The following is a 24,715-nucleotide window of genomic DNA, read 5'->3' on the forward strand; positions in this document are numbered from 1 at the left end:
TTCGTAGGGGTAAGACGTTGTGAGGGTGGAACGGGAATCAGAGGGCAGCATTTCTTCGAACTTTGTCGAAAGTAATGTCCTTAAGCAGAATACCGTTGCGGTAAACCGGCCTCAGCAGGTTAGCTTCTGATTTTAGATCGCTCTGTGCAATAGTTCGAAGTGCACCATCATCGCCGCGAATCAAGGCAAGGCGGCCACCCTTGGACCTTTTCTCGGGCCCGGTTCTCGGATTCTTAAAAATATCGTACCAACTGCCATTGATACAGATAGCGCTGGCCTTCATTGCAAACCCCATCATATCGCGGTCAACTTTTTGTAGTAATCCTCCACCCATACCAAAGGTCAGATTTTCTGTGCTTTGATTGTTTTCTTTCATTGCTTGGAGAATTTTCGGGATTACAAAGCGGGTGATACCATCTCCTTGTATAACTCGAATAAAGGGGGGTAGTAATCGATACCCTTTTTTATTCTTCTGCGAGCCAAATATTCGCATCAACCTTTCTATTGCTTCTATCACGACTTTCTCTGGGTTGCCGGAGTCAGGCCTTATTACTAATGTGCCGCCACTTTGAGTAACTTTATCCTTTAATTTTTTCCCCCAGATATTCTCTATAGCATTCCACAAATCGTAGCTATCGCTGACAACAGCCACAGTTTTTCCTTCCCCAGAAAATTGCTCAAGTATATTACGGTAAGCATCTTCCTCATGCTGCTGTCCCCAAGCGATAATTGTGCTGTGTTCAGCGGCGGGAATGGAAGCTCCAGGTACAGCGGCGTTGTAAAATCTTTTTGCGGCTAATATTCCGGATATCGTATCAGTCCCCTTAAAATTAACTAAGTGAGCCATGCCTCCCAGCATGGCTGTTTCGAGACTGCTGGCTCCCCGAGCCCCGAAATCATGTAAACGAAATTCCAGCGTATCCAGATTTTCCGCTGTTTCAAATAAATACTGTGAGATAATTTTCTTTATTTCGCGGCTCTGGGTAGCTACGGTTGATGGATACCAGATACTCCGTAAAAGTGCAGTTTCAATATAAGTGGTGAGCCAAAAGCAGGAGGGGCAGGTATTAACAACCTGAGCTAAAACATTGGTTACTGGAATAACTTGTCCTTCTTCTATCGCTGTAATTTCAAGGGGCATTAAACCATTGTGGTCGTTTAAAATATGATTCCATCCATCACGGTTAAATGGCAGTCCATGGGGTTTTAAAATATTTTCAGCTTCATTAATTTGATGAAAACTGATGGGGGTGCTTAGGTATTGCTTGATAAACGCCTGCAAGCCAAAGAATACCGTCGACGCAAATTCACCGCCACGACACTCTACATAACTACTAATATGTGATGTTCCTGGGGGGTACTGCAGATAATGACTAGTTTTATAGCTATCGACATTGAGAATAGGATTTCCCAAGCACTTAAAGGATGAATTAGAGCCGGGCGCGTTCATATTTTCAAAACCATAAGTTGGCGTTGATTTTATGTCACTATTTGCCTGCTGTTATAGCGTGTAATTGATTTTTGAATTGTATACCAACCACAATGTTCAGTTTTACAGCGCTAATAGCTGCTACTTAAGCAAAGCATAAAAGCAAGCGACCCACGTTTAAAAACTTGTCATCCACTCATTTTACCTCCTATTGATTGACCTACTCTATTGGTATGTGTACATTTATATGCATGTGAGGCAAAGGAACGTCATGCTCAATGAACTCCAGTAAATTTCGGCGTGTTTACCGGCGGATGACTATGCCTACCATGGTGTCGATCGATCACAGTAGCGCTGTCACACAAAGTAAAAAATGCGTAAATTGGTTGCTGTAGAGAGAGGTTCGGCAGAGCAAAAAAATCTGCCCGGTCATAACTTTCCTGTGTAGAAGCGTTCCTTCCATTAATGACTTATTGTTTGGGAAAAAGTCATCGCAGTTTACTAATTTGAATGATATTGGAATTGCTCGTAGAGAATACGGCATTGATATAATTTAGTATTGATTCCAATCCTATTGCGCTACTTATAAAAACTCTGCTGCAGACTCGTAATACTTTGCGGAAAAATTGTCTTGCCGTCACAGCAGGAAAGCATAAACAGTATCTTTGGTGAGAGATTGGACACTGTTTCGACATCATTTGAAGTTTGTAACCAATAATAAGGTGGATTTTTCTATTTGGGAGCAGGAGATAAGTTATGAGTGAAGGGTTTATAAAGCGCATATCACGTTTAATCTCTGTGTCCGCCAATGCCGTCGTGGACTCGGTTGAAGCCGCTGCACCAGAGTCAGTGATGGAGCAGGCAATTCGGGAGGTGGATGATGCAATTGCAGATGTGCGAGATCAGCTAGGGAAGGTGGAGGCATCCAAGTATCTAAACAGTAGAGCGTTAAGCGATGAAAATGCTCGTCATAAGCGTTTAGCTGAACAAATTGATATTGCTATAAATGAAGGTCGTGATGATTTGGCTGAAGTCGCCATTGCCAAACAAATGGATATTGAGGCGCAACTTCCAATTTTAGAAAAAGCGATCAATGAAAATGAGATAGAAATAAAGGAACTAGGTTCCTATATTCTTGCCCTGCAAGGTAAGAAACGTGAAATGCGTGAGCAGTTACAAGATTTTATTGCAGTCAATAAAAAGGTAAGTAGTAGAGTTACTGCGGATGAATATGGCAGGGATAGAAAGCCAAAAGCCCAGGTAGAACAAGCTACCGATGCATTTAATCGAGCAGTAGGTAATACAGCTATATCGACATTTGACTCTGGGATAGATGCCAGCAAATTAGCAGAACTTGAGGAGTTCGCGCGAAATAATCGTGTGAAAGAACGTTTAGCCAAGATTAAATCGGGGGGCTGATGATATTTTTATTGCAAGACCAAAACCTGATCTTTACCGGTGCGCTGATTTTAATGTTTATGATAGCGCTTCTTGAAGGCATCATGACATTGATTGGTGTTGGTATTTCAGATTTACTGGATAATTTATTACCAGATTTTGATGTTGACGTGCCAGATACAGGGTTGTCTGGGGGGATGACTAAGCTGCTTGGGTGGTTGCGTTTCGGTGAAGTTCCTGCACTTATACTGTTAGTAACTTTTCTGGTTAGCTTTGGAGTGACGGGCCTAGTAGCCCAAATGCTCATAGAGTCTCTTGTTGGGTATTTATTGCCGGGCGGTTTACTTGCTGTGGCAGTCTTTTTTCTTGCGCTACCTCAGGTACGTTTTGTTGGCAATATTATGCGGCGCTTTGCTGTGGGTGATGAATCCGAGGCAGTTGAGAGAAATTCCTTTATTGGCCGTGTAGCGATTATTACGATCGGTAAAGCAGAAATCGGTTCACCAGCAGAAGCGCGTTTTAGTGATGAATACGGAACCACACACTATGTAATGGTGGAACCGGATGAAAGTGAAACATTTAATCAGGGGGATAAGGTGTTACTGGTTGAAGAGCTGGGAGCACATTTTCGAGTAACTCGCCCCAGCAGTATACATCTTATGGAGAATAACTAAATGGAGAATCTAGAAGTGATAGGAAACCTACCGGTTATGGTATTTATTGCCGGGGCTGTACTAGTGGCCTTAATTGTTATTGGAACTATTTTTGCGCGCTTGTATACGAGAGCATCAAAAGAGCGCTCATTTGTGCGTACCGGTATGGGTGGTCAAAAAGTCATAATGAATGGAGGTGCACTGGTACTACCAGTTCTACATGAAATTATTCCTGTGAACATGAATACTTTGCGCCTGGCGGTTTCCCGAAAAGAGCATCAAGCGCTGATCACCAAGGATCGTATGCGTGTTGATGTACTTGCTGAATTTTATCTGCGGGTAAAACCGGATGTAGATGCGATAGCCAACGCTGCACAGACTTTGGGGCTGCGTACTTTAGACCCTGAAGCATTAAAAGAAATGATCGAGGGTAAATTTGTTGATGCGTTACGCTCTGTAGCAGCTGAAATGGAAATGGCCGAATTGCATGAGCAGCGCAGTCAGTTTGTACAAAAAGTTCAGCAGGTAGTTTCCGAAGATCTATTAAAAAATGGATTGGAACTCGAGGCTGTATCTTTGACCGGTTTGGATCAAACCCATAAAGAATTCTTCAATCAGGACAATGTGTTTGATGCTGAGGGCCTCGCCAGCATGACCCGCTCTATTGAGACGCGTCGTAAAGAGGTCAATGATGTCGAGCAGGAAACTATGGTACAGATCGAGAAGAAAAACCTCGAAGCTGAACGCCAAAAGTTAGAAATTGATAAGGAAAAACGTTACGCACACTTGGAGCAACAGCGCGAGCTGGAAAATCGTGAAGCTGCTCAGAAGGCGGATATCGCCCGTGAACAAGCAGAGCAGGAGCGCGCCGCACGCAAGGCTGAAATTGAAGCCCAGCGCGAAGTGAGCCAATCTCAAATTGCTGCGGAACAGGCAACTAAGTTACTGGAAATCGAGAAAGAGCGTCGCTTGAAAGAGCAAGAGATTGAAGGTGAGCGTATTCTCGATGAGCAGCGTATTTCCAAAGAGAAATCAGTGGAAATTGCCAAGCAGGAACGTGCAATTGCTGTTGCAGAAAAGTCCAAAGAGCAATCTCTTGCGGACCAACAGGCCAACGTAGCTCGAGCTGAAGCCGTAAAAGCCGAAGAGCAAGTTCGCACGGCTCAGGATGTTGAAGTTGCTGAGCGTGATAAGCGCATTGAAATTATCGAAGCTCAAAAAGTAGCGGAGCGTCAGGCCACGGGTATTAAGGTAATGGCCGATGCAGAGAAAGCAGCTGCAGAGGATAAGGCTGAAGCATTGCGCTTGCAGGCTGCAGCTGAAGCTGAGGCTATTCGTATTAAAGTCGAAGCTGATCGTGAAAAATATGCGGTGGACGCTGAGGGGCAGCGCCTGATGAATGAGGCTTTTAATAGCCTTAATGAGGCCCAGATTGCACTTAAGAAGGTCCTCAGTCTGCACGAAAATCTGCCCAATATTATCCGTGAAAGTGTTAAGCCGATGGAAAGTATTGAGGGAATGAAAATTATCTCTGTTGAGGGCTTAAATGGTGTTGATGGTAGAGCAAGCAGCGGCATTTTAGATGGCGAGGCTGAATCCAAAGGACAAAGCTTGCCTGAGGCTCTGGTGGGTAGTGCTCTAAAACACCGAGCTATGGCGCCGCTGGTAGACTCGCTCTTAAAAGAAGCTGGAGTTGGCGACCTCAATAAGACTACTGAGATTGATAGTTAGAGCAACGTACATTTTTTGAAATTATATAGTACAAAACTCATTATTATTTTGGAAATAAATGATTCTTATAGCCCGGATCTAAATAGGTAGATCCGGGTTGTTTTTTATTAAGGTGCAAAATATGCAGCGCTGTACCAGCTGTAAAGATGGCGTTCTTAAATCAGGATTTATCGAAGAGTTATTTCGTGGATATACTTGTTCTTCCTGTGAGGGTAACTGGATTCTTATTGAAGATTACTTAAGCTGGAAAAGACAAAATCCTGAATACAAATTTTCAGAAGATATTAGTAATCTGAATAATGTAGTTTCCGAAGATACTAAGCGAGCTATCTTGTGCCCGGTGTCTGGCTCCATAATGCAAAAGATAAAAATTATTGCTAGTAGTGAACATCGTATTGATTACAGTACTGTTGTCGGTGGAGTCTGGTTAGATAAAGGCGAGTGGGATTTACTAAAAGCTGAAGGGCTTGCTGGCTCACTTAACTTTTTAGTTACTCATGAATGGCAGAAAAAGATCAGGGAGAACAAGGCCCAAGAAACTTTTTCTGAAATGTATCGGAGTAAATTTGGCGATGACTTATATGATAAAGCTAAAGAAGTTCGCAAGTGGCTGAATTCAACCGAACAGAAAGCAGATTTTTTGGCCTATTTAAATGCGGAAGATCCTTACTCGGCTGAACGATAGTCTCCGATAGAGGTTGTTTTTTGGGGAACCAAAGAAAATTTGGTTCTCTATTAAATACATTAATATATTTTTTATAAGTAGAACTTGAGTAGTTGTAGTTAAATTCCTTTAACTTATCTATATATCTATCCTCTTTATTCTTGCCTTATTCGAATAATGTTAGTTATGAAGTGGCTTTGGATCTCAGTTTTTTTGGCTGTTCATTGATTCCAAGTATCCGGAACAAGTGTCTCCTTTGAAATTTTATGCTATTGGATATTAGTTTAATTATATTGATAGCCAGTTCATGTTATTTATCTAATTTGTATTTTTGTTGTTGTGGGAAGTGTTTATTGGCGGTGATAGCATCAATAACGAGGTTTGTTGTTTTTGGTTTATCAATTAATAATAAATAATCTTAAGGTTCTACAAATGAATGTCAAAAAAATATTAATAGTACTGTCTTTGCTGGTTGGCTCCGCCATTGCATTGCCTGCATTTTCTGCTGATCTTAAATGCAACCTTAACGTCAAAGCTGGGGGGCAAGTAATTGGCAACGGAACAAATCGTTGTGGTGGTTTGGATTTTAGTTTTGGAACCTCGACTTCAGGAAGCTGGGAAATAGTAAATATTACAAAATCTATAGATTATGTGAATTGGATTAAAGGTTGTAGCTCTGGTTTGTACTGTTCTGTGACAGTGCGAGCTTATGCCTCAAACCCTGCTGAGGTCTATATTCACTATACCGATGGGTCTATCGAGTATTTAGATGGATCAATGTTTTACGAGACTGGTTATTAATACTGCAGCTTGGCGTCGTTTATCTAATCGGCGCCATATTATTAAATCTTAGTTGAGGGGGGAGGATCTCAACTAACCTTCTTGCCGATTTTATATCATAAATATATGGCGAATCCCGTCACCATCGGCTTTTATTAAAGCCATGGAATACAAGGACTATTACAAAATACTCGGCCTGGATCGGAGTGCGGATCAGGCACAGATTAAGCGTGCCTATCGAAAATTAGCACGTAAATATCATCCGGATGTCAGTAAAGAGGAGGGCGCCGAAGAACACTTTAAGGAAGTAAATGAGGCCTATGAAGTATTGAAGGACCCAGAGAAGCGAGCTGCTTACGATCAGCTCGGCAGTGGTTTTCAGTCTGGCCAGGATTTCCGACCGCCTCCCAATTGGGACCAGGGTTTTGAGTTTCACGGTGGTGGATATACCGAAGCTGATCCTGAAGCTTTTAGTGACTTCTTTGAAAGCTTGTTTGGCCGCGGCGGGTTTCGTCAGGCTTATGGGCAGGGGCAGCGCCGCTCTTATAGTGCCCAGGGTGAAAATACCTATGCCCGCATCACAGTAGACCTCGAAGATAGTTATCGTGGCGGTACACGCCAAGTAACCTTAAAGCACTCGGTATTGGGTGCAGATGGGCGACCGCAACTGCGTGAGCGCACTCTTAATATAAAAATTCCCAAGGGGATCACTGAAGGGCAACAGATTCGCTTAGCTGGACAGGGTGAGCCTGGCATTGGAGAAGGTAAGCCTGGTGATCTCTACCTGGAAATTGCTTTCAACCCCCATCCCCTTTTCCATACAGAAGGTAAAACGGTTTACCTGGATTTGCCTTTGGCTCCCTGGGAGATAACGCTTGGAGCCAAAGTTCAGGTACCCACTCCCGATGGTCCCATTAAAGTGACCATTCCAGCAAACAGCACCAATGGTAAAAAACTGCGCCTCAAGGGCCGCGGTATCCCGGCAAAGCAGCCGGGGGATATGTATATAGTGATGCAAACTGTTACGCCGCCAGCCACTACTGATATTGAACGCGAGGCATACCGTCAGTTTGGCGACGCATTCAACTTCAATCCGCGTCAGTCCATGGGAGGATAATTGTGATGCCTAAAAAGGTTGAGCAGCTTAGCGGTGTTCTCCTGGATGAAGAGAGTGAGTTAACTTTGAGTGAACTGTGTCGGGCTTGTGGTGTGCCGGCGGAGCGCATTATTGCCTTGGTTGAGGAGGGAATTATTGAGCCGCGTAGCAGGGAAGTGCAGTGGCGCTTTAGCGGAATTTGTGTGCGCCGGGTGCGCCGGGTTTACAGCCTGGAGCGAGATCTGGGGGTAAATCTTGCCGGCGCTGCATTAGCGATAGAGCTGCTGGAAGAAATAGAGCGTCTTCAGGCGCATCTGGCACGGCTGGAGAAAGGTCGAAAACGCTAAGGTTATCTATTGTCTTGCTTGTAGATATGGACCAATCAGCTCGATCTTCTCAATCCAAATAGCTCCGCTATATCCTTCGGGTAGAAAACTGAGCTCTTCCGGTGTGTAAATACCGGGCAAGCCCCGCTTGCCATTTTTATGGTCCACTGCCATCACCAAGCTATTGGCTTTGGCCACTCGTTCAGAGTAGCGATTGGGCCAACCCCACAAAGCCCATCGCCAGGTATTGGGTGCAACAACAATACTGTTCCGGCAAGACTCGGGAAAGTAGCCACTCCAACCGAACAGTGCATATTGCAAAGCACAGTGTTTGGCGCTTGTCTTGCTGAAGGCCAATGCATTTGGCCGCAACTGCCGTATCCTTTTAATTGGGCGATCGCCACCGTAGACCATGAGCCGGGAATTAATAGGCAATTGGTGTTGCCGAAGATAGTTATCCAATCGTTCTGCTTCTGTTGGATCATTACTCTTAATATTGATCAGAAACTGCTTGCCGGGAAAGTGCAGCAAGACCTCTTTTAAAGTGGGAAGTAAACCCACCCCCTGGCCACGAAAGGGAAATGTCTTGCCGCCATCAAAGGTATAGCCGTAACCAATATCCAGCTTCTTTAAGTCCTTTATGGACTGTTCCCGGGTGACACCTGTTCCATCCGTGCGGCAGTCTATGGTCCAGTCGTGAAATACCGCGAAGTCGCCATCAGTGGTGGGATGGATATCGATTTCGACAATGTCCGCGCCATGAGAAAAGGCAGCTTCCATAGAGGGAATCGTGTTTTCCAGATAGCGGTGTTCCGGGGTATAGATACGGACTGCAGTGCATTCGTCACGGGTCAAATTATCCCGGTTGTAAGTTTGGTAGACGCCGCGATGGGCAATCAGGATCGGTTCCCCTTGCTGGGCTGTCGCCAGCCAAGAGGCATTGAGTAGGTAAATTGCACCGAGTCCAAATAGGGCTGTTAGCGCTACGGTTTTGCCAATGGTGCTTCTCTTCATCAAGCTGCTCTGCACTTTTCCTTGGTAGGTGTTGCAGATATTAGTCAGTTTTTGGGAAGAGAAATGGGCGCAGAGGTGGCGAATTATGGTGAATTCAGGCAGTAACTATGGGGTGGTGCGGCACCACCCCGAATATTATCAGAGTGCAGCTTTGGTAATGGTTCCTACCAGGTAGCCGGTATATACGAGGTAAGCCATTAGCAGCGCGGAGCCTTCCCAGCGATTGATCCGGCCCTGGCCTTTGAAGCCGTAGGCAAAAATAAACAGGGCAATTGTGAGGCCGAGAACCATCGGCCAGTCCCGGGACAGCACCTCGTGGGGTACGTTGTTCATGGGAGCAATGGTGCCGGCAATGCCAACCACCGCCAGCAGATTGAACATATTGGAGCCGACAACGTTACCGATGGCGATATCGTGCTCACCTTTTCGTGCGGCCACTAAAGTTGCGGCCAGTTCCGGCAGTGAGGTTCCCAGGGCAACAATAGTCAGGCCTATCACCAGGTCACTGACCCCCAAAGATTCGGCAATGGTTACTGCTCCCCATACGAGGATTCGGGAACTGACAATCAATAGCACCAGTCCTGCTACCAACCAAAATATGGCAGTTCCGAGTGGCATAGGGTTGTCTTCCAGCTCAGTTTCTACTTCTCCCTCAAGCTGGTCACCTTTATTGCGCATGGCAGAAAAGATACTCCAGCCGATCAGGGCGAAGAAACCGAATAACAGAACAATACCCTCCCAGCGCTCCAAGCGGTCATTCCACAGGAAGGCACCACTGAGAAGGGTGATTGCCAGCAGCAGTGGCAGCTCTTTACGCACAATCTTTGAGTGTACCGATAGTGGGATCAGCAGGGCACTGAAACCGAGAATCAAACCGGTATTGGCAATATTGGAACCGTAGGCATTACCCAGGGCGAGGCCGGGGTTGCCATTCAAGGCGGCAATGGCTGAGACCACCATTTCCGGAGCGGAAGTACCGAAGCCGACGATCACCATGCCAATTAACAGAGTGGGCATGCCGCAATGTTTAGCAGTGGCGGCAGCTCCATCCACAAAGCGATCGGCACTCCAGACCAGCACAATAAAGCCAGCAATGATGGCAGCAGCGGCGAGAAGCATAGAGGGTCCTCAATAATTACATTCAGGCGGGGTTTTTACCCGACAAACGGGGGCCGATTGTACCGGCTCTGGCAAATACAAAAAGGTATTCAGTTATTTGGATGGGCTGTCAGGGGCAAATTAACGTAAATGTCCCGTCAGTCAGATGGTTTCGCTGCCAGTGTGGGCTACAGTCAATGCATGGCCCGGTAAATCTGCAGGGTGATAATGGGATGGCGCGCCTAATCGCAAAATCCCTGAGCTGGTGGAGATGTCGGGTAAATCTACGCGGGTCGCACAAAGCAATGCGCGGCAGATTCCGCGATATCCATGTCACCGGCCGCTAAGCCGGGAATTTAGGAGGCCTTTATGAGACTCAAAGCTTCAATTGGGATACTGGCCGCGGCGATGGTTTTGACCCTGTCTGCCTGCGAACAGCGCAAGAAAGATGAAGGGATGGACGGCAATAAAGGAATGGGCACCGCTGAAACCGGTTGCTGCCAGCATGCCGAAAATGCCTGTGCTGGAGATGTGAGCAAATCCCAGTGCGACCAGATGACCGGCAAGTTTCACAAGGATCATATGTGTCGTACCGATACCGGTAAATGCACGCGTAAATAAGGTCGGCTGTGCACGGGTGTGGCGCAACCACTGTGTCGCACCCGGCTCCCGATTACTCTCCCGATCCTGTCCAAGGACCCGTTGCCAGCTGGTTATTCTCCCAGGCGCTAGCTTTGGAGGCTGGTGACTAAAAATACTCTTCTAGTACTCATTTGTTAGCTGATTCAGAGTTTCTTGACATTAGTTACATCTGCAACTAACTTCGTTTGCGCTTTAAATCCACAATCCGCAGCCCCGCTTTGAAGTGCTGCGATGATAAGAAATGGAGGACCGCATGGCCGACTTATTTGAAAACCCGATGGGACTTAACGGCTTCGAATTCGTAGAGTTTACAGCGCCGGAAAAAGGCATCCTTGAAACCGTTTTTACCGCCATGGGCTTTGAGAAAATCGCCCGTCACCGCTCCAAGGCAGTGGAGTTGTGGCGCCAGGGTGATATCAACTTCATCACCAACTACGAGCCCGACAGCCACGCCTATTACTACGCCCAGGAGCACGGTCCCTCCGCTTGTGGCCTTGCCTTCCGCGTAAAAGATGCCAAGTTCGCCTACGAAGAGGCCCTGCGCAAAGGTGCACAGCCTATTCATGTGAATACTGGCCCGATGGAACTGCACCTGCCGGCAATCAAAGGTATTGGCGGTGCGACCCTGTACATGATTGATCGCTACGAAGATGGTGAGTCCATCTACGATATCGACTTTATCTGGGAAGAGGGCGTAGAGCGTCGCCCTGAAGGTTGTGGTTTCCACACTCTGGATCATCTTACCCACAACGTGTATCGCGGCCGTATGGATTACTGGGCCAAGTATTACGAAGAACTGTTCAACTTCCGCGAGATTCGTTACTTCGATATCAAAGGCGAATACACCGGCCTGCTGTCCAAGGCGATGACTGCACCGGATGGCAAGATCCGTATTCCGCTAAACGAAGAAGCAGCTGGTGGCGGCGGCCAGATCGAAGAGTTCCTGATGAAGTACAACGGCGAAGGTATCCAGCATATCGCCTTTGCTTGTGATGACTTAATTGCCTGTTGGGATCGCCTGAAAGAGCGCGGCATGGAGTTTATGACCCCGCCGCCGGACACCTACTACGAAATGCTGGAAGAGCGCCTGCCTGGGCACGGTGAACCTACTGAAGAATTCCAGAGCCGTGGCATCCTGCTGGATGGCACCACCGAGGGCGGCCAACCGCGCCTGCTGTTGCAGATTTTCTCCGCTAATATGCTCGGCCCGGTATTCTTTGAGTTTATCCAGCGCAAGGAAGATGAAGGGTTTGGTGAGGGTAACTTTAAGGCCCTGTTCGAATCCATTGAGCGCGACCAGCTCAAGCGTGGCGTCATTAAAGAAAAGGAATAATAACGGAGGCTTCAATGGGCATTAAGCGCATTCACCACGTGGCGTATCGCTGTAGGGACGCCAAGGAGACAGTGGAATTCTACCGCGATCTTCTCGGCATGGACTTCCAGCTGGCCATTGCCGAAAACGAGGTACCCTCAACCGGTGAGCCGGACCCTTACATGCACGTCTTTATGGATGCGGGTATGGGGAATGTGCTTGCCTTCTTCGAAATCCCCAACTCCCCGGAGATGGGGCGCGATGAGAACACACCCAAATGGGTACAGCATATCGCTTTCGAAGTGGAGTCCATGGAAGAAATGCTTGAGACCAAAGCGCGACTGGAAGCGGCCGGGGTCGACGTACTCGGCCCTACCAATCACACTATCTTCCAGTCGATCTACTTCTTCGACCCCAACGGCCATCGTATCGAGCTGGCTGCCAATACCGCCAAGCCCGGTATGCATAAAGAGCTGAAGCGGGTTGCTGAGGATATGTTGGAAGAGTGGTCACGTACTAAAAAAGCCCCAAGGCACGCCGCCTGGATGCATGGGGAAGAAGAATTTGTGGAAAAAACTGAAGGGGAGGCACAGTGAAGTTAGCCAGCCTTAAATCCGGCCGCGATGGCCAATTGGTTGTTGTTAGCGACGATCTTACCCGTATGGTGCCAGCTGGGGATATTGCCCCCACCATGCAGAGTGCGTTGGACAATTGGGCATCGGTCAGCAGCGAGTTGGAGAAGCTACACGAGCGCCTGCAAAATGGTGAGATTCAAGGGGAAGCCTTTGACCAAACTCTGTGTGCTTCGCCTTTACCGCGCGCATATCACTGGGCCGACGGTAGTGCTTACGTGAATCATGTTGAGCTGGTGCGCAAAGCCCGCGGTGCTGAGGTGCCGGAGAGCTTCTACAGCGATCCGCTCATGTATCAAGGTGGTTCCGATACCTTCCTGGATCCACGCGAGCCGGTAAAGATGCCGCAAAGCAATGGCTTTGGCATCGACTTCGAGGCAGAAATTGCCGTGATCACCGACGATGTTCCTATGGGGGTGTCCGCTGAGGATGCACTGTCCCATATCAAGTTGGTAATGTTGGTCAACGATGTATCCCTGCGCGGATTGATACCTGCGGAACTGGCCAAAGGATTTGGTTTCTACCAGTCCAAACCCTCTAGTGCTTTCTCCCCTGTTTGCGTAACCCCTGAACAGCTGGGTGAAAACTGGAGCGAGGGTAAATTGCATCTGCCACTGGTTTCCCATCTGAATGGTGAGAAGTTTGGCGAGCCCAATGCCGGTGTGGATATGACCTTCCACTTCGGGCAACTGGTCGCCCACGCGGCCAGAACTCGTCCACTTTGCGCAGGCACCATTATTGGCTCTGGAACGGTGTCCAATAAGTTGGATGGCGGTCCCGGTAAGCCTGTAGCAGAAGGTGGTGTTGGTTACAGTTGTATTGCCGAGATTCGCATGATTGAGACCATCCAGAATGGCTCTGCAAGCACGCCATTTATGGACTTTGGAAATACCATTTCCATCGAAATGCTCGATGATCAAGGGCAATCTATCTTTGGACGTATTGAGCAGACTGTAGAGCAGGTTTAACACCGCTTAGCCAAACCTCGACCGGATTTCATCCCCTGGAGTTAACGACCTAGGGGCAGAATTTGGTCGAGGCATTTTACTTACCACTCTGCTGTTGAATTATTCCTCCCTAAATTTTTCACAACCAACTTAGTAGTGCTGCCTTGAATGGCTAAAAGTGTGTTGGCAAAGAGACCGGCACAGATGTTATTGCTAAGTTTATATATGCAACTTATTTCATAGCTTTTGTACTTGCCCATCTGCTTTAACAACTTTTTGTTGTTACAAGCCACATTTTTAAACTGATGAGTTTTGTAAAAGTGTACTTTCTATAAATTGCTATGCGCCCTATTTGAGATTAAGAATGATAAATATTTATAAGTAAAAATATCTTCTTATCTCTATTTTTTCTTCGCAGTTAGAAACGACTAAATATTGTCTGTTGCCAGATTATTTTTGGCTAATAGATTTCAACAAAGTAGGATTCAGGCAAGATTAACGCTAGATAAAAAAATAGTGCCAGAGTCGATTTAAAAAGCGCTTTTATACTCTGTTGGCCCTGGAACTTTTCTGGTTCAATGCCCGCCCAATTCACAGGCGCTACAAATTTTCAGCTTTTAGAAAAAGGATTTGTGCAGCGTTTTTATCTCAATAAATGAGGGATCGAATATGCCTATTTGGGTCGATAAAACCGTTCTCGCTATAACTGGAACACGCGTAAACCCCGTACAACAATCTGTAGCCAATCATCGGGGTCAACTGACATACAACTTCAGCCAATGTAAGGATCCGGTAAAAGCACAAATAACTATTCATGAAGATACTTCCGGTGGTGTTTGTGAAGCGCTTTCCGCCTTTTGGATCAAGCATCACTCTGATGGGGGAAGCTTGTGGGATTGGTTAATGCCGGCGGGCGCACTGGATGAACAACACTTATTTCATGTAATGACCCTGCAACAAGCGGGCACTCAGGACAACCAAGACAGAACTACAGAAGCCTGGCTGAGCACACAAAACATCTTCCCCACCAGCCAAAATGTATTTGGTGGCGCTTTCCCGAATGGCCGGGGAGGAAATACTATTCGAGGCATTCACAATCCTCGTAGAGCGCAAGGCCAGAGTGGCGTTTTCTCTCCCAATGCTTTGGCAAGGGAGATTATTTTGGATCAAACTGGCGGTGCTGGTTGCTATAAGAAGATAGGCCTTGATGGCACTTTCGCTGGTCATGCAATGGCTGCCTGGGTTGCGCAGGACATTACTTTCTTTGACCCGAACTTTGGTGAATTCTGGTTCGAATCCAGAAATTCCTTCTTTAATTGGTTTACCCAATCATTTTGGCATAACTCTATGTATTCAGTAGGGCTAAGCGGTGGCTATGAAGTTCGCTCTTACGCTCGCCGCACATAAATTGGCAGTAGCTGTTTTTGTTGGTTCTATTAGTAGTAGCAATCCACTACCAATTTCTTCCTCTTAGCCCTTCCCCCATGGGCGCTCGGCAGCCGGGTTTACCCGGCTGCCTTTTTTAGTGATTATCACTTCTGCCTATTTCACTTCTTATCATTGACTCATTTTCAAGTCGTAATTATCTGGAGGTAATAAGCTCTATCTCTGGAAAGATAAAATCAATTGTCGCCAACTACAAAAAAATATTTCCATTTAGATAGTTTCCATGTCATAGGTCAATTTTTTTGCACCAAAAATAGTACCAGAGTCGAATTAAAGGACCTGTGTAATCTGACTGGCAAGTGTAGTTGGGTCTGTTCTAGCATGGAATTAATCGTAAATAGCCGTGATATTCTTACCCATAAAAAATAGTGCCAGAGTCAAATAAATACTTGCGCCTCAATCTATTTCGAACTGCTATCTTTGGCCTGAGAAAAGAGTGCCAGAGTCGATTTTAAAAAAAAATGGACACCTATCTGCCCTGTAATTTTTCTGTTTCAATCTAATGCATATACCGGAAAGCACTTCTCAGAAGTAGTTAACTAATCGCTGAATAAGTGTTTCTACATTGTGAATACAGGGGAGATGGACATGCCGATTTGGTTTGATAAAACAGTACTTGCACTTACCGGGACAAGGGTTGGTCCTGTTCAGAGATCTGTGGCCCAGCACGGTGGCACACTTCAATATAATTTCAGTCAATGTTTGGATCCGGTGAAGGCACAGATCACCATACACCAGGATACTGCTGGCGGAGTCTGTGAATCCCTGAGTGCCCACTGGATCAAATTTCACGCAGAGGATGGAAGCCTTTGGAATTGGCTCTTCCCCAATAATACATTGAGTGAGCAGCATCTTTTCCATGTGATGACCTTGCACCAGATTGGTGGAAATGCACCAAACCAGGATCAGGTCTCAGAGACGTGGCTGCAATCTCACAATATTCTGCCTCTTCAGAATAATGGCGGTGTGGGTATCGCTGGGCCAAATGGTCAGCGCCAAATTCACGTGGTCACAGGCCCTCGGTTAGATCGTGGACAAACTACTATGCGCAACTCTGCAGCGCTTGCTGATGAAATTATTAGGGAGCCGACGAGAAGCGCCGGCTCTTACAAGAAAATCGGTATTTCAGGTAAGGTGGGTGCCCACGCCATGGCAGCTTGGGTTGCGGAAGATGTGTTGTTTTTCGACCCAAATTTTGGAGAATTCTGGTTCCCAACCAAGAACGCATTCCGCAACTGGTTTGTAAACTCTTTCTGGAATACATCTATGTATGCCATTGGTCTGAGTGGGAGCTATGACGTGCGCTGTTATGCGCATGCCACCTAAGTTACCAGCCAACTGTTTGACCACTTGGTGGAGGAAATTATACTCCTCCACCTCACTTGTGGCGGTATGTTTATTCCGCTGAGTCACTATTATCCATCCTTCGTGTATAGTGCTGGTACAAGCTTGCCACGCCTACTCTGTAGGGTAACTAAAAGAGCAAGCTCTGTTGTTCTTTTTAGATACCAACAGCACTACGGAGCCAAGGGTGAAATTCAAGAAATCACTTACTTACTACCTCAAGTCCCTAACAGGACCGCTTATTGCCACTAGCCTATTGATGCCCTCAGCCTGGGCAGCAACTGCTACAGAAGAACTTCAAAGTGTTCTTAAGGATCACTGGCAATACACGCTGAGGGAAGACCCGATTACTGCAGGGCGAGTTGGCGTTTCCGATTACAATCGAGAATTGCCCGGGGTGACTGCAGAGGATCGTCAACGTCGGATAAAGGCTGAGCAGGCCTTTATCCGGCGCCTTGAGGCTATCGATCAAAGTAAGTTAAGTGCTTCAGACCGCGTCAATAGTGAGCTTCTCTCTTGGGTTCTTGCCAGCTCAGTTGAGGAAGAGGAACTGTTTCTCGACCGAATTCCCCTAAACACCTTCTCAAGTTTTTACGCAAGTGCGCTTGAGGCAAATAGTGGTTTGGCGATGAGGGATATCGCCGATTACGAGGACTATATTGCCCGTATCGGTGAATTTGGTCGCTACTTCGATGAGAACATTGCCAATATGCGCGAAGGTATTCGCTCTGGCTTTGTGTTGCCCAAAATCGTTGTAGAAGGTATAGCGCCAACGGTACGCGCTCAAGTATATAAAGATCCCAGTAAAAGCAGCTTGTATAAGCCTTTTGCTGAGATGCCGCAAACCATCGCGCCCGATGAGCAGAAGCGTCTGCGAGAGCAGGGTTTAGCTGTGATTAAGCAAGTAGCTATTCCCGCATTTGGACGGGTAGCGGATTTCCTTGAGGGCGACTACCTAAAGGCGGCCACAAAGACTTTGGGTGCTGAACAGATGCCTGGTGGTAGCGACTACTATCGCCACAACATTCGCTACTACGTGACCCTGGATCTGGACCCTGCGGAGATTCATCGCACGGGCCTTGCCGAAGTGAAGAGAATCCGCGCGGAAATGAAAGCTCTGATCAAGGAGTCAGGCTTTAAGGGCAGCTTTACAGAATTCACCCAATTCCTGCGCACAGACCCACAGTTTTACGCTAAAACGCCGGAACAGCTGCTCAAGGAAACGGCCTATATATCCAAGCGGATTGACTATGTATTGCCGGAGTTCTTTAATTTATTGCCGCGTACTCCCTATGGCGTGGTACCAGTTCCCAGTGAAATAGCTCCTAACTACACTACGGCCTCCTATAATCCAGCCGCCATTGGCGGTACTCGCGGTGGTGCCTACTGGTTGAATACTCACGGGCTGGACCAGCGTCCCTTGTATGAGCTACCTGCTCTTACCTTGCATGAAGCAGTACCGGGGCATCATTTACAAAATGCTCTCTCGCAAGAGCTTGAGAATGTACCGGACTTTCGTCGCAACCTTTACTTGAGCGCTTATGGAGAAGGTTGGGCCCTTTATTCTGAACGACTGGGTAAAGAGATGGGACTGTACACCACTCCCTACGAACACTTTGGGCGACTCAGCTATGAAATGTGGCGTGCCGCACGCCTTGTGATTGATACTGGAATTCATTCTCAGGGGTGGTCACGACAGCAAGCATTAAACTTTCTTTCCAATAATACATCCCTCTCTCCGGCTAATGTACGTGCAGAAGTAGATCGCTATATATCCTGGCCGGGGCAGGCGCTATCTTACAAGATGGGGGAAATTAAAATTCGACAGCTGCGAGCTCTTGCGGAAAAAGAGCTTGGCGATAAGTTTGATTTGCGATCGTTTCACGATGCACTGCTAAGTAATGGAGCTTTGCCTCTTTCGATGCTGGAAGAGCAGATGCAGCGGTTTATTGAAGAGCAGAAGTCTGCCTAAGTCTACCTGAATCCCATTCACAACCTGTGGGTGGGATTTAATCTTTTTAAGATATCCTCTGTCGTAAGCAAAACTTTCTTTTAGACAGCTGAAAACACAAGTCGCTTTGTTGGCATAAAATGCATTGTTTTTGTCTCATATTCGGAGTGGAGGTTGTGTAGGTAATAAAGGTCTAATAATCACACAATAAGCATTCTTTTTAGATTAAATACCTGATTATTCTTTTCTTTTACATTTTTGCGAGAGGTAAGATGAATATCTTTAAGTGGGTGATTTTTTTAGGCTTGTCATTGATAAGCCTTACGGCTTTTTCCTCAGCGAAAGTAACAGATAAAATAACAATTGATTTTGAGAGTGCTGATAGATTGGTTGATATTTTATCTGGAGACAAAGTATCTGATGATCAATTAGATAAGCTGATGAGTTTGCAGGGTATACAAGCAACGATCCATCAAACCTCAAGATTTGACAATACAGCCAATGCAGAGTCATTTCGGTCTAGTTTGATCGATGTTGTTGAAGGTAATCCAGTTAAAAATGATCCATTTAGGTTTCAACAATTAAATGAACGGTTGTCCGAAGTTGAAGATATACTCAAGATAATAAAGAGCAATCCTCAGCAATACTTAAATAGTGTAAAGAGGGGAATTGGTGATTATTCTCCTAAAGATATTTTCTTTGATACCAATATTTTTATGGTAGTCGGGGGAACTTCTGACGGTTGGGCCAAAGATGATAACTTTTATATTGCGCTGCAGTATTTTAAAGGAGATTATGAAGGTTTACTGACACTTTCAACGCATGAGTTATATCATGTTGCTCAGTCCAATTTTTATGGAAAGGGAGAAAATCCAGATTCTAATTGTGAGAAAATCTTAAATCAAACCCGTCTGGAGGGGATAGCCTCTATTGTGGGTTCTCCATTAAGTGTTACAGAGGGAAAAGAGTACACAGAATGGTTTAAGAAAAAATTTAAAAGAAATTTACAACGAATAGATAGTAACTTTGTATTATTTGAAGCAATGCTTTTTCGTGCATGCCGTGATTCAAGTTTAGACTTCGACAAAATCTATCATTTGGGTTTTTCTGCAGTATGGGATAGTCCGTTGTATTTTGTAGGTTTCTATATCGGCAATAGAATCGAAGAGTTAAAGGGTAGGGATTATCTGATTTCACTTTTGCAGGAATCACCTTCAGCTATGTTTAAAGCTTATATCAAGCTTTATAAGGATGAGAAAAATAAAGATTTAATAAAATTTGATAAGCCGATTGAAGACATTATTCTTGCCATATAGCACCTAATCAAAACTCTAAGAATTGGTTCTGGTAAATCTAGGCGCCTTGAGTAGGCGTCTAATTCTTTTGCTGTATACCTTAGCCTTCCCGAAATCATCTAGCTTAAGCAAATCATCGATCAATAAGTTTGAAAAAAGGTGTATAGCTGTCTACTTTAAGTGGTACAGCCTTTATCAGACTTGATTATATTCAAATTAATTTACTTATTGAATTTACATTTAACTCTGCTGCTTTGGGATAATTGAGAGAATTATAAAGAGAATTTGTATGCCTAACAGTAAAGTTGGGGTGGTGATACCAACATATAATGAAAACAATAATATTGTTAATACGTTGAACTCTATTGTTCATAATAATTCGACTGATGTAAAAATTTATTTATCTGACGATAATTCCTCAGATACCACGGTTGGGTTGGCCGCTGATTTTCTTCAGAAAAATAGAATTCCATATAAAATTATTTTAAACGATGGTAACAATGGGGCAGGCTATTGTAGGAATAGTGCTCTCGATCAAATAGCTGAGCCACTGACTTTATTTTTTGATGCCGATGATTTAATCCTGCCAAATATGTTGGATCGAGCTGTTTCAATTGCTACAAAAGTTAATAGTGATATTTTGTTGATGGCCTATCAGTGTAGATTTCCAGGAAGCACTATTAATCTTGGTATGGCAGGTGATGACAATTCCATTTTCTACAGAGCGCTTAGAGCCTTTGGTAACAGGACTTTCTCCGCTTTTGATCTTGATAGCATTCTATGTTTAACACCCTTTCCTTGGAATAGATTGATTAAAACCAGTTATGCGAAAAGAGTTTCCCTTAGATTTTCACAAACGCCTGTACATAATGATGTATTAGCACATTGGAATTTGCTCACAAATGCTAAAGATATTGCATTATTTGAATCCCCTTTCTGTATTCATAATGTCGACTCCACAGGAAATAGGTTGTCAAATATATCAGATGCACGGCGTATATCTGTATTACAGGTTTTTGATGAGATTGAAGACTTCTTTAATAAGGATATTAATCTTAGAGATAGGTTTTACCACTTGTATGTCAAAAGCAAGTTAGCATTGTTTAACTGGTGCTGGCGTAATCTTGACGAAGAGTATAGGGGGAGCTTTCAATCTCAGTTTACAAGATCTTTTCTATCATTGAGTAATGCGGATTTGAGAATACTCTTTGATAAAGATCCAGATACTGCTAATTCAGTATTAGATTACCGAACTTCAGTGGTATGCGCATGATTTCGATTGTCGTTATTTCAAAGTCTAGCGGTGTCTATCTCAATACCTGTCTGCAGAGTATTATTCGACAGCAATACAAGGACATAGAGATTCTTGTTCTTCATTTTTGCGAAAATGATGAGCGCAATCGAATTAATAAATTTACAGGTTCAATACCCAGAATTCGAAGTATTCATATCCCGAGTACTTCACAGATTGATGACCAGCTAATTTTTGAATTTGGGATAAAAAATACTTTTGGCGAGTATGTTGGATTTATCGATGAGGGAGATTGTTGGTACCCTACCTTGATCCCTAAATTACAGGATATAGTCAATAGAGATAATCCGGATATAGTATTTTTTAGCCATAATAAACCCTTACAAAAATTTTCAGAATCAATTGATGATAAATTCAGGTTTGTTTTAAAAATAAATTCTATAAATGTCAGGAGGTTTTATCGCAGGGACTTTGTTTGTGGAAATAAAATATCCGAATTTATTTTGGGTTCCTGCGTTAATGGTCACTCTCTACATTGGATAACAACCGTCAAGGCTAAATCAATATTGGTTTTGCCAGAAATTGGGTCGTATAGTTTAGTCAATATGGATGAAAAGGAAAGTGATCTAATGGTTCAGCGATTGTTAAATCAATACCATTTTGTATTTGACTACTTAGCAAAAAATTCTAGTGATACGGATTATAAGAATGATCTTCTTGGGTGTTGGTTGCTGCATTTGATAGAATTACGACCGCTTTATGGTGATAAAAAAGTAATTTCTCTATTAATTAAGTCAAAATTAATAGAGAAATATACAGAAAGAGAATTTAATGAAGCTTTAGGCGCTCTGAAGTTAGACAGAGATAAGCAGAGTTTGGTGAGAGAGTGGTATTCCGACTGCAATAAGTTGGATAAATATTTAAATCTATTTTATAGGTTACTACCATCAAAGCTATCTAGCTATATACGACATAATGGTATTAGATACTCCATAAGCAGAGGGTTTCAAAATACTTATTATCGACTGCCTGACTGGGTAAAGTCACTGATAAAATTTACCAGGAAAAGAGCCAAGAGAAGAGTTTCCAATGATGAATTACTAGAGAGATTAGAATATCTAATAAAACAGAGCCGGTTTGAGCAGTATATGTCGATAATCAATGAAGATTTTGAGAGCAAGCTATCGAATCAAATCACCGAGATCAAGAAGGAGTTGATGGAGCTTAAAAAAGAAGTTCATTAAAGATCTTTTTAGATACTCCATAAAACAATCCAAAGTCTTAATATTTAATCTGATTTTTCTGAGTTCCAGCCACCTCCATACCTTTCAGAAGATATAATCTATCCATCCCATAGAGTGGATATATTTTATTAACATTCCACCACACATAAGAACTACCATTCCCCGTAAATAACCAGGATTAATTTTAAATAGAAAATGAGATCCCAGCCAGGCACCTATAACTTGTCCAATCATCATTAAGATTCCCGCAGCCCATAAAACTTGACCGGCAAATAAGAATACGATTAAAGATGCGATATTAGTGGAAAAATTGAGAGGTTTTGCATTGGCCGTGGAGGTTAGTAAATCCTGTCCCCTACAGGCAACGCCTGATAAGGCAAAAAATGATCCAGTTCCGGGGCCAAACATACCATCATAGTAACCAATAAATGGGATTACGCCATATTGGTATTTCTTTCTTGAGACCTTGGGTTTAGTACTACTATGAGTAAAGGATGGAGAAACTATAAAATAAATAGCGATAAATAAAAGAACAGCAGGGATAATAAATGACAAAACATCAGTATTGATGAACTGTACTGCTATTGTGCCCATGGCTGCGCCAATAAAGGCAAATAGCATTAGATTTTTAATTCCATCCCAACTGATCTTGTTGTTTTTAAGCATCATGTAGGTAGCAGTTGCAGTACCAATACTGCCTTGTAATTTATTGGTGCCCAAGGCAGCTAGTGGCGGGACGCCACTAAGAATAAGGGCCGGTACAGTTATCAGGCCGCCCCCACCTGCTAGTGTATCAAGTAGGCCCGCAATAACGGCGACGAAAAACAATATAAACAATAACTCTACAGAGAGGCTAGCGAACTCCAAGAAGGTATCTCCTTTCGCTTGGTATTATGATAGATAGTGATTAGTACCAAAAATAATTTTTAGTCGGTTTGTACCGGAATTCCAAAATTAATAAATCGATTTTTTTCCATGCCACCACATTAGGAAATTCTCTCCCACTGAATATTGGGGCAGGGAGTGGCGGCTTCTTTTAATCCCCTGTTCCTGTTCCATCTCGGTTACTTTTAACTTGGCGGCTTCAAACCATGCCTCAGGATTATTCACTCCCTGATTGAGGGCTTCACCGTAAAGCGCGGAACTAAACCAGGTGCGCTCGGAATCATCGCTACACCCAAAGGAGCTGCGATCTGCAGCGGCCGAAGTAAATATGATCCGATTGGGACTATGTAGGGCTTCTACCCATTGACCGGAAAAGCAGGCTGAGACAACGATCCATTGGTACTGGGCGTTAATATTGTCCAGCAATCGTTGCCCATCTTTCAGTGAGAAATCATTTAGGGGAATTTCCCCCTCGGCAATTTTGAAATCTCCATTTCGAGCACCATGGCTGACCAGGTGTATAAAAAGTAAATCTTCTTTGGAGTCCATTAACTGATCAATAGCATTGAGGCTTTCTTGGATACTGGTGCGGGTAGCCAGGGGAAAACCGTATCCGCCGCCGTTACTGAGGCGCAGCATACGTTGGTCAATGCTAAAGGCTTCATCGAGGCGTTCTGCCACCCAGTCCAGCTCCCTGGCAAATACTGGAGAGGTACCGTCACCACCTATTAGTAGGGTGTAAATATCGCGTACGCCGGGCCGCTGTGAGGGGAGGGCGGCTATGGCACTTTGTAAGCGCTCACTCTCGCTGTAGAGCCTGGCTTCTGCTTGGGCACCGGGAATATCTGTCTGTGCGCGCCAGGCGTCTTCGCTGGGGTAATAGGTACCACCGGAGAAATAGGCAGACTCCTCGACAGTGTTTCCTTCAGCATCCGTACTTATTCGTACGCCTTCTCCTTCTGCTTCTCCATAGCGAAAAGTGGCACGGATAATCGTGCCATCAGGCTGGGTGAGTTCACCTTCGCCGGAATAGGAGCCGTACTCGAAGCTGCCTGTATAGCGATAGCCATCGCTATCTGAGTAGCTGCCCTGTATTAAGTATCCGTATTCAAAGGCGCCCTGATAAAGGCTGCCATCTTCCGCAGTGAGTTTGCCTTCGCCGTGGGGATCAAAATCTAAAAATTCACCATGATAGCTCCCATCTTCATCCCAATTTAAAGTACCGCTTTGCAGCTCCCCTTCATGGAATTCTCCCGCCCATTCGGTTTCATCACAGTTATAGCGGCCTTTGCCATGGAATTCTCCGTTTAGGAACTCCCCTTCATAGCTACAGCCATCACTTCCAGTTAACTCACCTTCACCTGTCATGCGACCTTTTCGAAAGTCGCCACGATAATGGCTGCCATTGGGCCATTCGAGCTGACCCTGCCCATGAAACAGACCGTTAAGCATCTCGCCTTTGTAAACAGAGCCATCTGGCAAGGCGGTACCACCTGCGAACTGGGTTGGCTCACAGGCGCTGAGTAAGAAAATAAAAGGCGTTAAATAGGTGTATCTCATTCCATGATCCAGCGTC

At 44.9% G+C, this 24,715-nt stretch carries 22 protein-coding genes; 17 read left to right on the top strand and 5 right to left on the bottom strand.

Translation table 11 applies throughout. The features are described 5' to 3' along the window. Positions 1-37: 37 nt before the first annotated feature. A complete protein-coding gene (locus ACJJIY_RS05740) occupies positions 38-1,450 on the bottom strand; it encodes a nicotinate phosphoribosyltransferase (protein ID WP_444915068.1) in 1,413 nt (470 codons plus the stop codon). A 735-nt stretch (positions 1,451-2,185) separates the two neighbouring features. Between ACJJIY_RS05740 and ACJJIY_RS05745 the strand changes: the two genes are divergently transcribed. From ACJJIY_RS05745 to ACJJIY_RS05775, 7 genes are all read left to right on the top strand, one after another. After that, positions 2,186-2,848, top strand: a complete 663-nt coding sequence (locus ACJJIY_RS05745) for a PspA/IM30 family protein (RefSeq protein ID WP_444915067.1) — start codon at positions 2,186-2,188, stop codon at positions 2,846-2,848. Then, positions 2,848-3,501 (top strand): YqiJ family protein, encoded by a 654-nt coding sequence (locus ACJJIY_RS05750; protein ID WP_445355307.1) that lies wholly within the window; start codon positions 2,848-2,850, stop codon positions 3,499-3,501. The genes ACJJIY_RS05745 and ACJJIY_RS05750 overlap by 1 nt, the downstream gene beginning before the upstream one ends. Then, positions 3,502-5,211 (top strand): flotillin family protein, encoded by a 1,710-nt coding sequence (locus tag ACJJIY_RS05755; protein ID WP_282930451.1) that lies wholly within the window; start codon positions 3,502-3,504, stop codon positions 5,209-5,211. Positions 5,212-5,332: 121 nt separating this feature from the next. Next, positions 5,333-5,896, top strand: coding sequence for a TFIIB-type zinc ribbon-containing protein (locus tag ACJJIY_RS05760; RefSeq protein WP_445359254.1), 564 nt, complete (start codon positions 5,333-5,335; stop codon positions 5,894-5,896). 411 nt (positions 5,897-6,307) lie between these two features. After that, positions 6,308-6,676 (top strand): hypothetical protein, encoded by a 369-nt coding sequence (locus tag ACJJIY_RS05765; RefSeq protein ID WP_444895538.1) that lies wholly within the window; start codon positions 6,308-6,310, stop codon positions 6,674-6,676. Between the two features lie 142 nt (positions 6,677-6,818). Further along, a complete protein-coding gene (locus ACJJIY_RS05770) occupies positions 6,819-7,772 on the top strand; it encodes a DnaJ C-terminal domain-containing protein (protein WP_444915061.1) in 954 nt (317 codons plus the stop codon). A 5-nt stretch (positions 7,773-7,777) separates the two neighbouring features. Further along, positions 7,778-8,098 carry a chaperone modulator CbpM gene (locus ACJJIY_RS05775; RefSeq protein ID WP_413665909.1) on the top strand — a complete coding sequence of 107 codons (321 nt, stop codon included), beginning with the start codon at positions 7,778-7,780 and terminating at the stop codon, positions 8,096-8,098. Positions 8,099-8,104: 6 nt separating this feature from the next. Here the strand turns inward: ACJJIY_RS05775 and ACJJIY_RS05780 are convergent, their stop codons facing one another. Further along, a complete protein-coding gene (locus ACJJIY_RS05780) occupies positions 8,105-9,091 on the bottom strand; it encodes a glycerophosphodiester phosphodiesterase family protein (protein WP_445359255.1) in 987 nt (328 codons plus the stop codon). A gap of 138 nt (positions 9,092-9,229) precedes the next feature. Next, on the bottom strand, positions 9,230-10,210 hold the full coding sequence (locus tag ACJJIY_RS05785; protein WP_413663970.1) for a calcium/sodium antiporter: 981 nt from the start codon (positions 10,208-10,210) through the stop codon (positions 9,230-9,232). Positions 10,211-10,558: 348 nt separating this feature from the next. Here ACJJIY_RS05785 and ACJJIY_RS05790 point away from each other — a divergent pair, with 348 nt between their 5' ends. The 10 genes from ACJJIY_RS05790 (at position 10,559) to ACJJIY_RS05835 (ending at position 22,254) form a co-directional block, all read left to right on the top strand. Beyond that, positions 10,559-10,810 carry a hypothetical protein gene (locus ACJJIY_RS05790; protein WP_413663971.1) on the top strand — a complete coding sequence of 84 codons (252 nt, stop codon included), beginning with the start codon at positions 10,559-10,561 and terminating at the stop codon, positions 10,808-10,810. 274 nt (positions 10,811-11,084) lie between these two features. Beyond that, positions 11,085-12,164, top strand: coding sequence for a 4-hydroxyphenylpyruvate dioxygenase (gene hppD, locus ACJJIY_RS05795; RefSeq protein ID WP_445359256.1), 1,080 nt, complete (start codon positions 11,085-11,087; stop codon positions 12,162-12,164). Positions 12,165-12,178: 14 nt separating this feature from the next. Then, positions 12,179-12,739 carry a VOC family protein gene (locus ACJJIY_RS05800; protein WP_252084079.1) on the top strand — a complete coding sequence of 187 codons (561 nt, stop codon included), beginning with the start codon at positions 12,179-12,181 and terminating at the stop codon, positions 12,737-12,739. Continuing rightward, positions 12,736-13,743, top strand: a complete 1,008-nt coding sequence (locus tag ACJJIY_RS05805; protein ID WP_444895534.1) for a fumarylacetoacetate hydrolase family protein — start codon at positions 12,736-12,738, stop codon at positions 13,741-13,743. The genes ACJJIY_RS05800 and ACJJIY_RS05805 overlap by 4 nt, the downstream gene beginning before the upstream one ends. Before the next feature lie 648 nt (positions 13,744-14,391). Then, the gene (locus ACJJIY_RS05810) at positions 14,392-15,129 is read left to right on the top strand and encodes a YopT-type cysteine protease domain-containing protein (protein WP_445359257.1); all 738 of its coding nucleotides are present in this window, start codon (positions 14,392-14,394) and stop codon (positions 15,127-15,129) included. Positions 15,130-15,756: 627 nt separating this feature from the next. Continuing rightward, positions 15,757-16,494, top strand: coding sequence for a YopT-type cysteine protease domain-containing protein (locus ACJJIY_RS05815; protein ID WP_413663975.1), 738 nt, complete (start codon positions 15,757-15,759; stop codon positions 16,492-16,494). Positions 16,495-16,699: 205 nt separating this feature from the next. Next, entirely contained in the window at positions 16,700-18,484 is a 1,785-nt protein-coding gene (locus ACJJIY_RS05820; protein ID WP_445359258.1) for a DUF885 domain-containing protein, read from the top strand. Between the two features lie 251 nt (positions 18,485-18,735). Next, entirely contained in the window at positions 18,736-19,779 is a 1,044-nt protein-coding gene (locus ACJJIY_RS05825) for a DUF5700 domain-containing putative Zn-dependent protease (protein WP_445359259.1), read from the top strand. A gap of 268 nt (positions 19,780-20,047) precedes the next feature. Continuing rightward, positions 20,048-21,031, top strand: a complete 984-nt coding sequence (locus tag ACJJIY_RS05830; RefSeq protein WP_445359260.1) for a glycosyltransferase family 2 protein — start codon at positions 20,048-20,050, stop codon at positions 21,029-21,031. Continuing rightward, positions 21,028-22,254, top strand: a complete 1,227-nt coding sequence (locus ACJJIY_RS05835) for a glycosyltransferase family 2 protein (protein WP_445359261.1) — start codon at positions 21,028-21,030, stop codon at positions 22,252-22,254. Before ACJJIY_RS05830 ends, ACJJIY_RS05835 begins: the two co-directional genes overlap by 4 nt. 84 nt (positions 22,255-22,338) lie before the next feature. Here ACJJIY_RS05835 and ACJJIY_RS05840 read toward each other — a convergent pair whose 3' ends face one another. After that, positions 22,339-23,121 carry a TSUP family transporter gene (locus ACJJIY_RS05840; protein ID WP_444918730.1) on the bottom strand — a complete coding sequence of 261 codons (783 nt, stop codon included), beginning with the start codon at positions 23,119-23,121 and terminating at the stop codon, positions 22,339-22,341. 87 nt (positions 23,122-23,208) lie between these two features. Then, positions 23,209-24,699 (bottom strand): C13 family peptidase, encoded by a 1,491-nt coding sequence (locus tag ACJJIY_RS05845; protein ID WP_445359262.1) that lies wholly within the window; start codon positions 24,697-24,699, stop codon positions 23,209-23,211. Between the last annotated feature and the right edge of the window lie 16 nt (positions 24,700-24,715).

It is taken from the genome of Microbulbifer maximicatervae (SeqCode) (genome assembly GCF_052468155.1).

Excerpts from the sequence above, each read along its gene's own strand:
- ACJJIY_RS05740 (WP_444915068.1), bottom strand. The coding sequence starts at position 1,450 with ATGAACGCGCCCGGCTCTAATTCATCCTTTAAGTGCTTGGGAAATCCT.
- ACJJIY_RS05745 (WP_444915067.1), top strand. The coding sequence starts at position 2,186 with ATGAGTGAAGGGTTTATAAAGCGCATATCACGTTTAATCTCTGTGTCC.
- ACJJIY_RS05750 (WP_445355307.1), top strand. The coding sequence starts at position 2,848 with ATGATATTTTTATTGCAAGACCAAAACCTGATCTTTACCGGTGCGCTG.
- ACJJIY_RS05755 (WP_282930451.1), top strand. The coding sequence starts at position 3,502 with ATGGAGAATCTAGAAGTGATAGGAAACCTACCGGTTATGGTATTTATT.
- ACJJIY_RS05760 (WP_445359254.1), top strand. The coding sequence starts at position 5,333 with ATGCAGCGCTGTACCAGCTGTAAAGATGGCGTTCTTAAATCAGGATTT.
- ACJJIY_RS05765 (WP_444895538.1), top strand. The coding sequence starts at position 6,308 with ATGAATGTCAAAAAAATATTAATAGTACTGTCTTTGCTGGTTGGCTCC.
- ACJJIY_RS05770 (WP_444915061.1), top strand. The coding sequence starts at position 6,819 with ATGGAATACAAGGACTATTACAAAATACTCGGCCTGGATCGGAGTGCG.
- ACJJIY_RS05775 (WP_413665909.1), top strand. The coding sequence starts at position 7,778 with ATGCCTAAAAAGGTTGAGCAGCTTAGCGGTGTTCTCCTGGATGAAGAG.
- ACJJIY_RS05780 (WP_445359255.1), bottom strand. The coding sequence starts at position 9,091 with ATGAAGAGAAGCACCATTGGCAAAACCGTAGCGCTAACAGCCCTATTT.
- ACJJIY_RS05785 (WP_413663970.1), bottom strand. The coding sequence starts at position 10,210 with ATGCTTCTCGCCGCTGCTGCCATCATTGCTGGCTTTATTGTGCTGGTC.
- ACJJIY_RS05790 (WP_413663971.1), top strand. The coding sequence starts at position 10,559 with ATGAGACTCAAAGCTTCAATTGGGATACTGGCCGCGGCGATGGTTTTG.
- hppD (WP_445359256.1), top strand. The coding sequence starts at position 11,085 with ATGGCCGACTTATTTGAAAACCCGATGGGACTTAACGGCTTCGAATTC.
- ACJJIY_RS05800 (WP_252084079.1), top strand. The coding sequence starts at position 12,179 with ATGGGCATTAAGCGCATTCACCACGTGGCGTATCGCTGTAGGGACGCC.
- ACJJIY_RS05810 (WP_445359257.1), top strand. The coding sequence starts at position 14,392 with ATGCCTATTTGGGTCGATAAAACCGTTCTCGCTATAACTGGAACACGC.
- ACJJIY_RS05815 (WP_413663975.1), top strand. The coding sequence starts at position 15,757 with ATGCCGATTTGGTTTGATAAAACAGTACTTGCACTTACCGGGACAAGG.
- ACJJIY_RS05825 (WP_445359259.1), top strand. The coding sequence starts at position 18,736 with ATGAATATCTTTAAGTGGGTGATTTTTTTAGGCTTGTCATTGATAAGC.
- ACJJIY_RS05830 (WP_445359260.1), top strand. The coding sequence starts at position 20,048 with ATGCCTAACAGTAAAGTTGGGGTGGTGATACCAACATATAATGAAAAC.
- ACJJIY_RS05835 (WP_445359261.1), top strand. The coding sequence starts at position 21,028 with ATGATTTCGATTGTCGTTATTTCAAAGTCTAGCGGTGTCTATCTCAAT.
- ACJJIY_RS05845 (WP_445359262.1), bottom strand. The coding sequence starts at position 24,699 with ATGAGATACACCTATTTAACGCCTTTTATTTTCTTACTCAGCGCCTGT.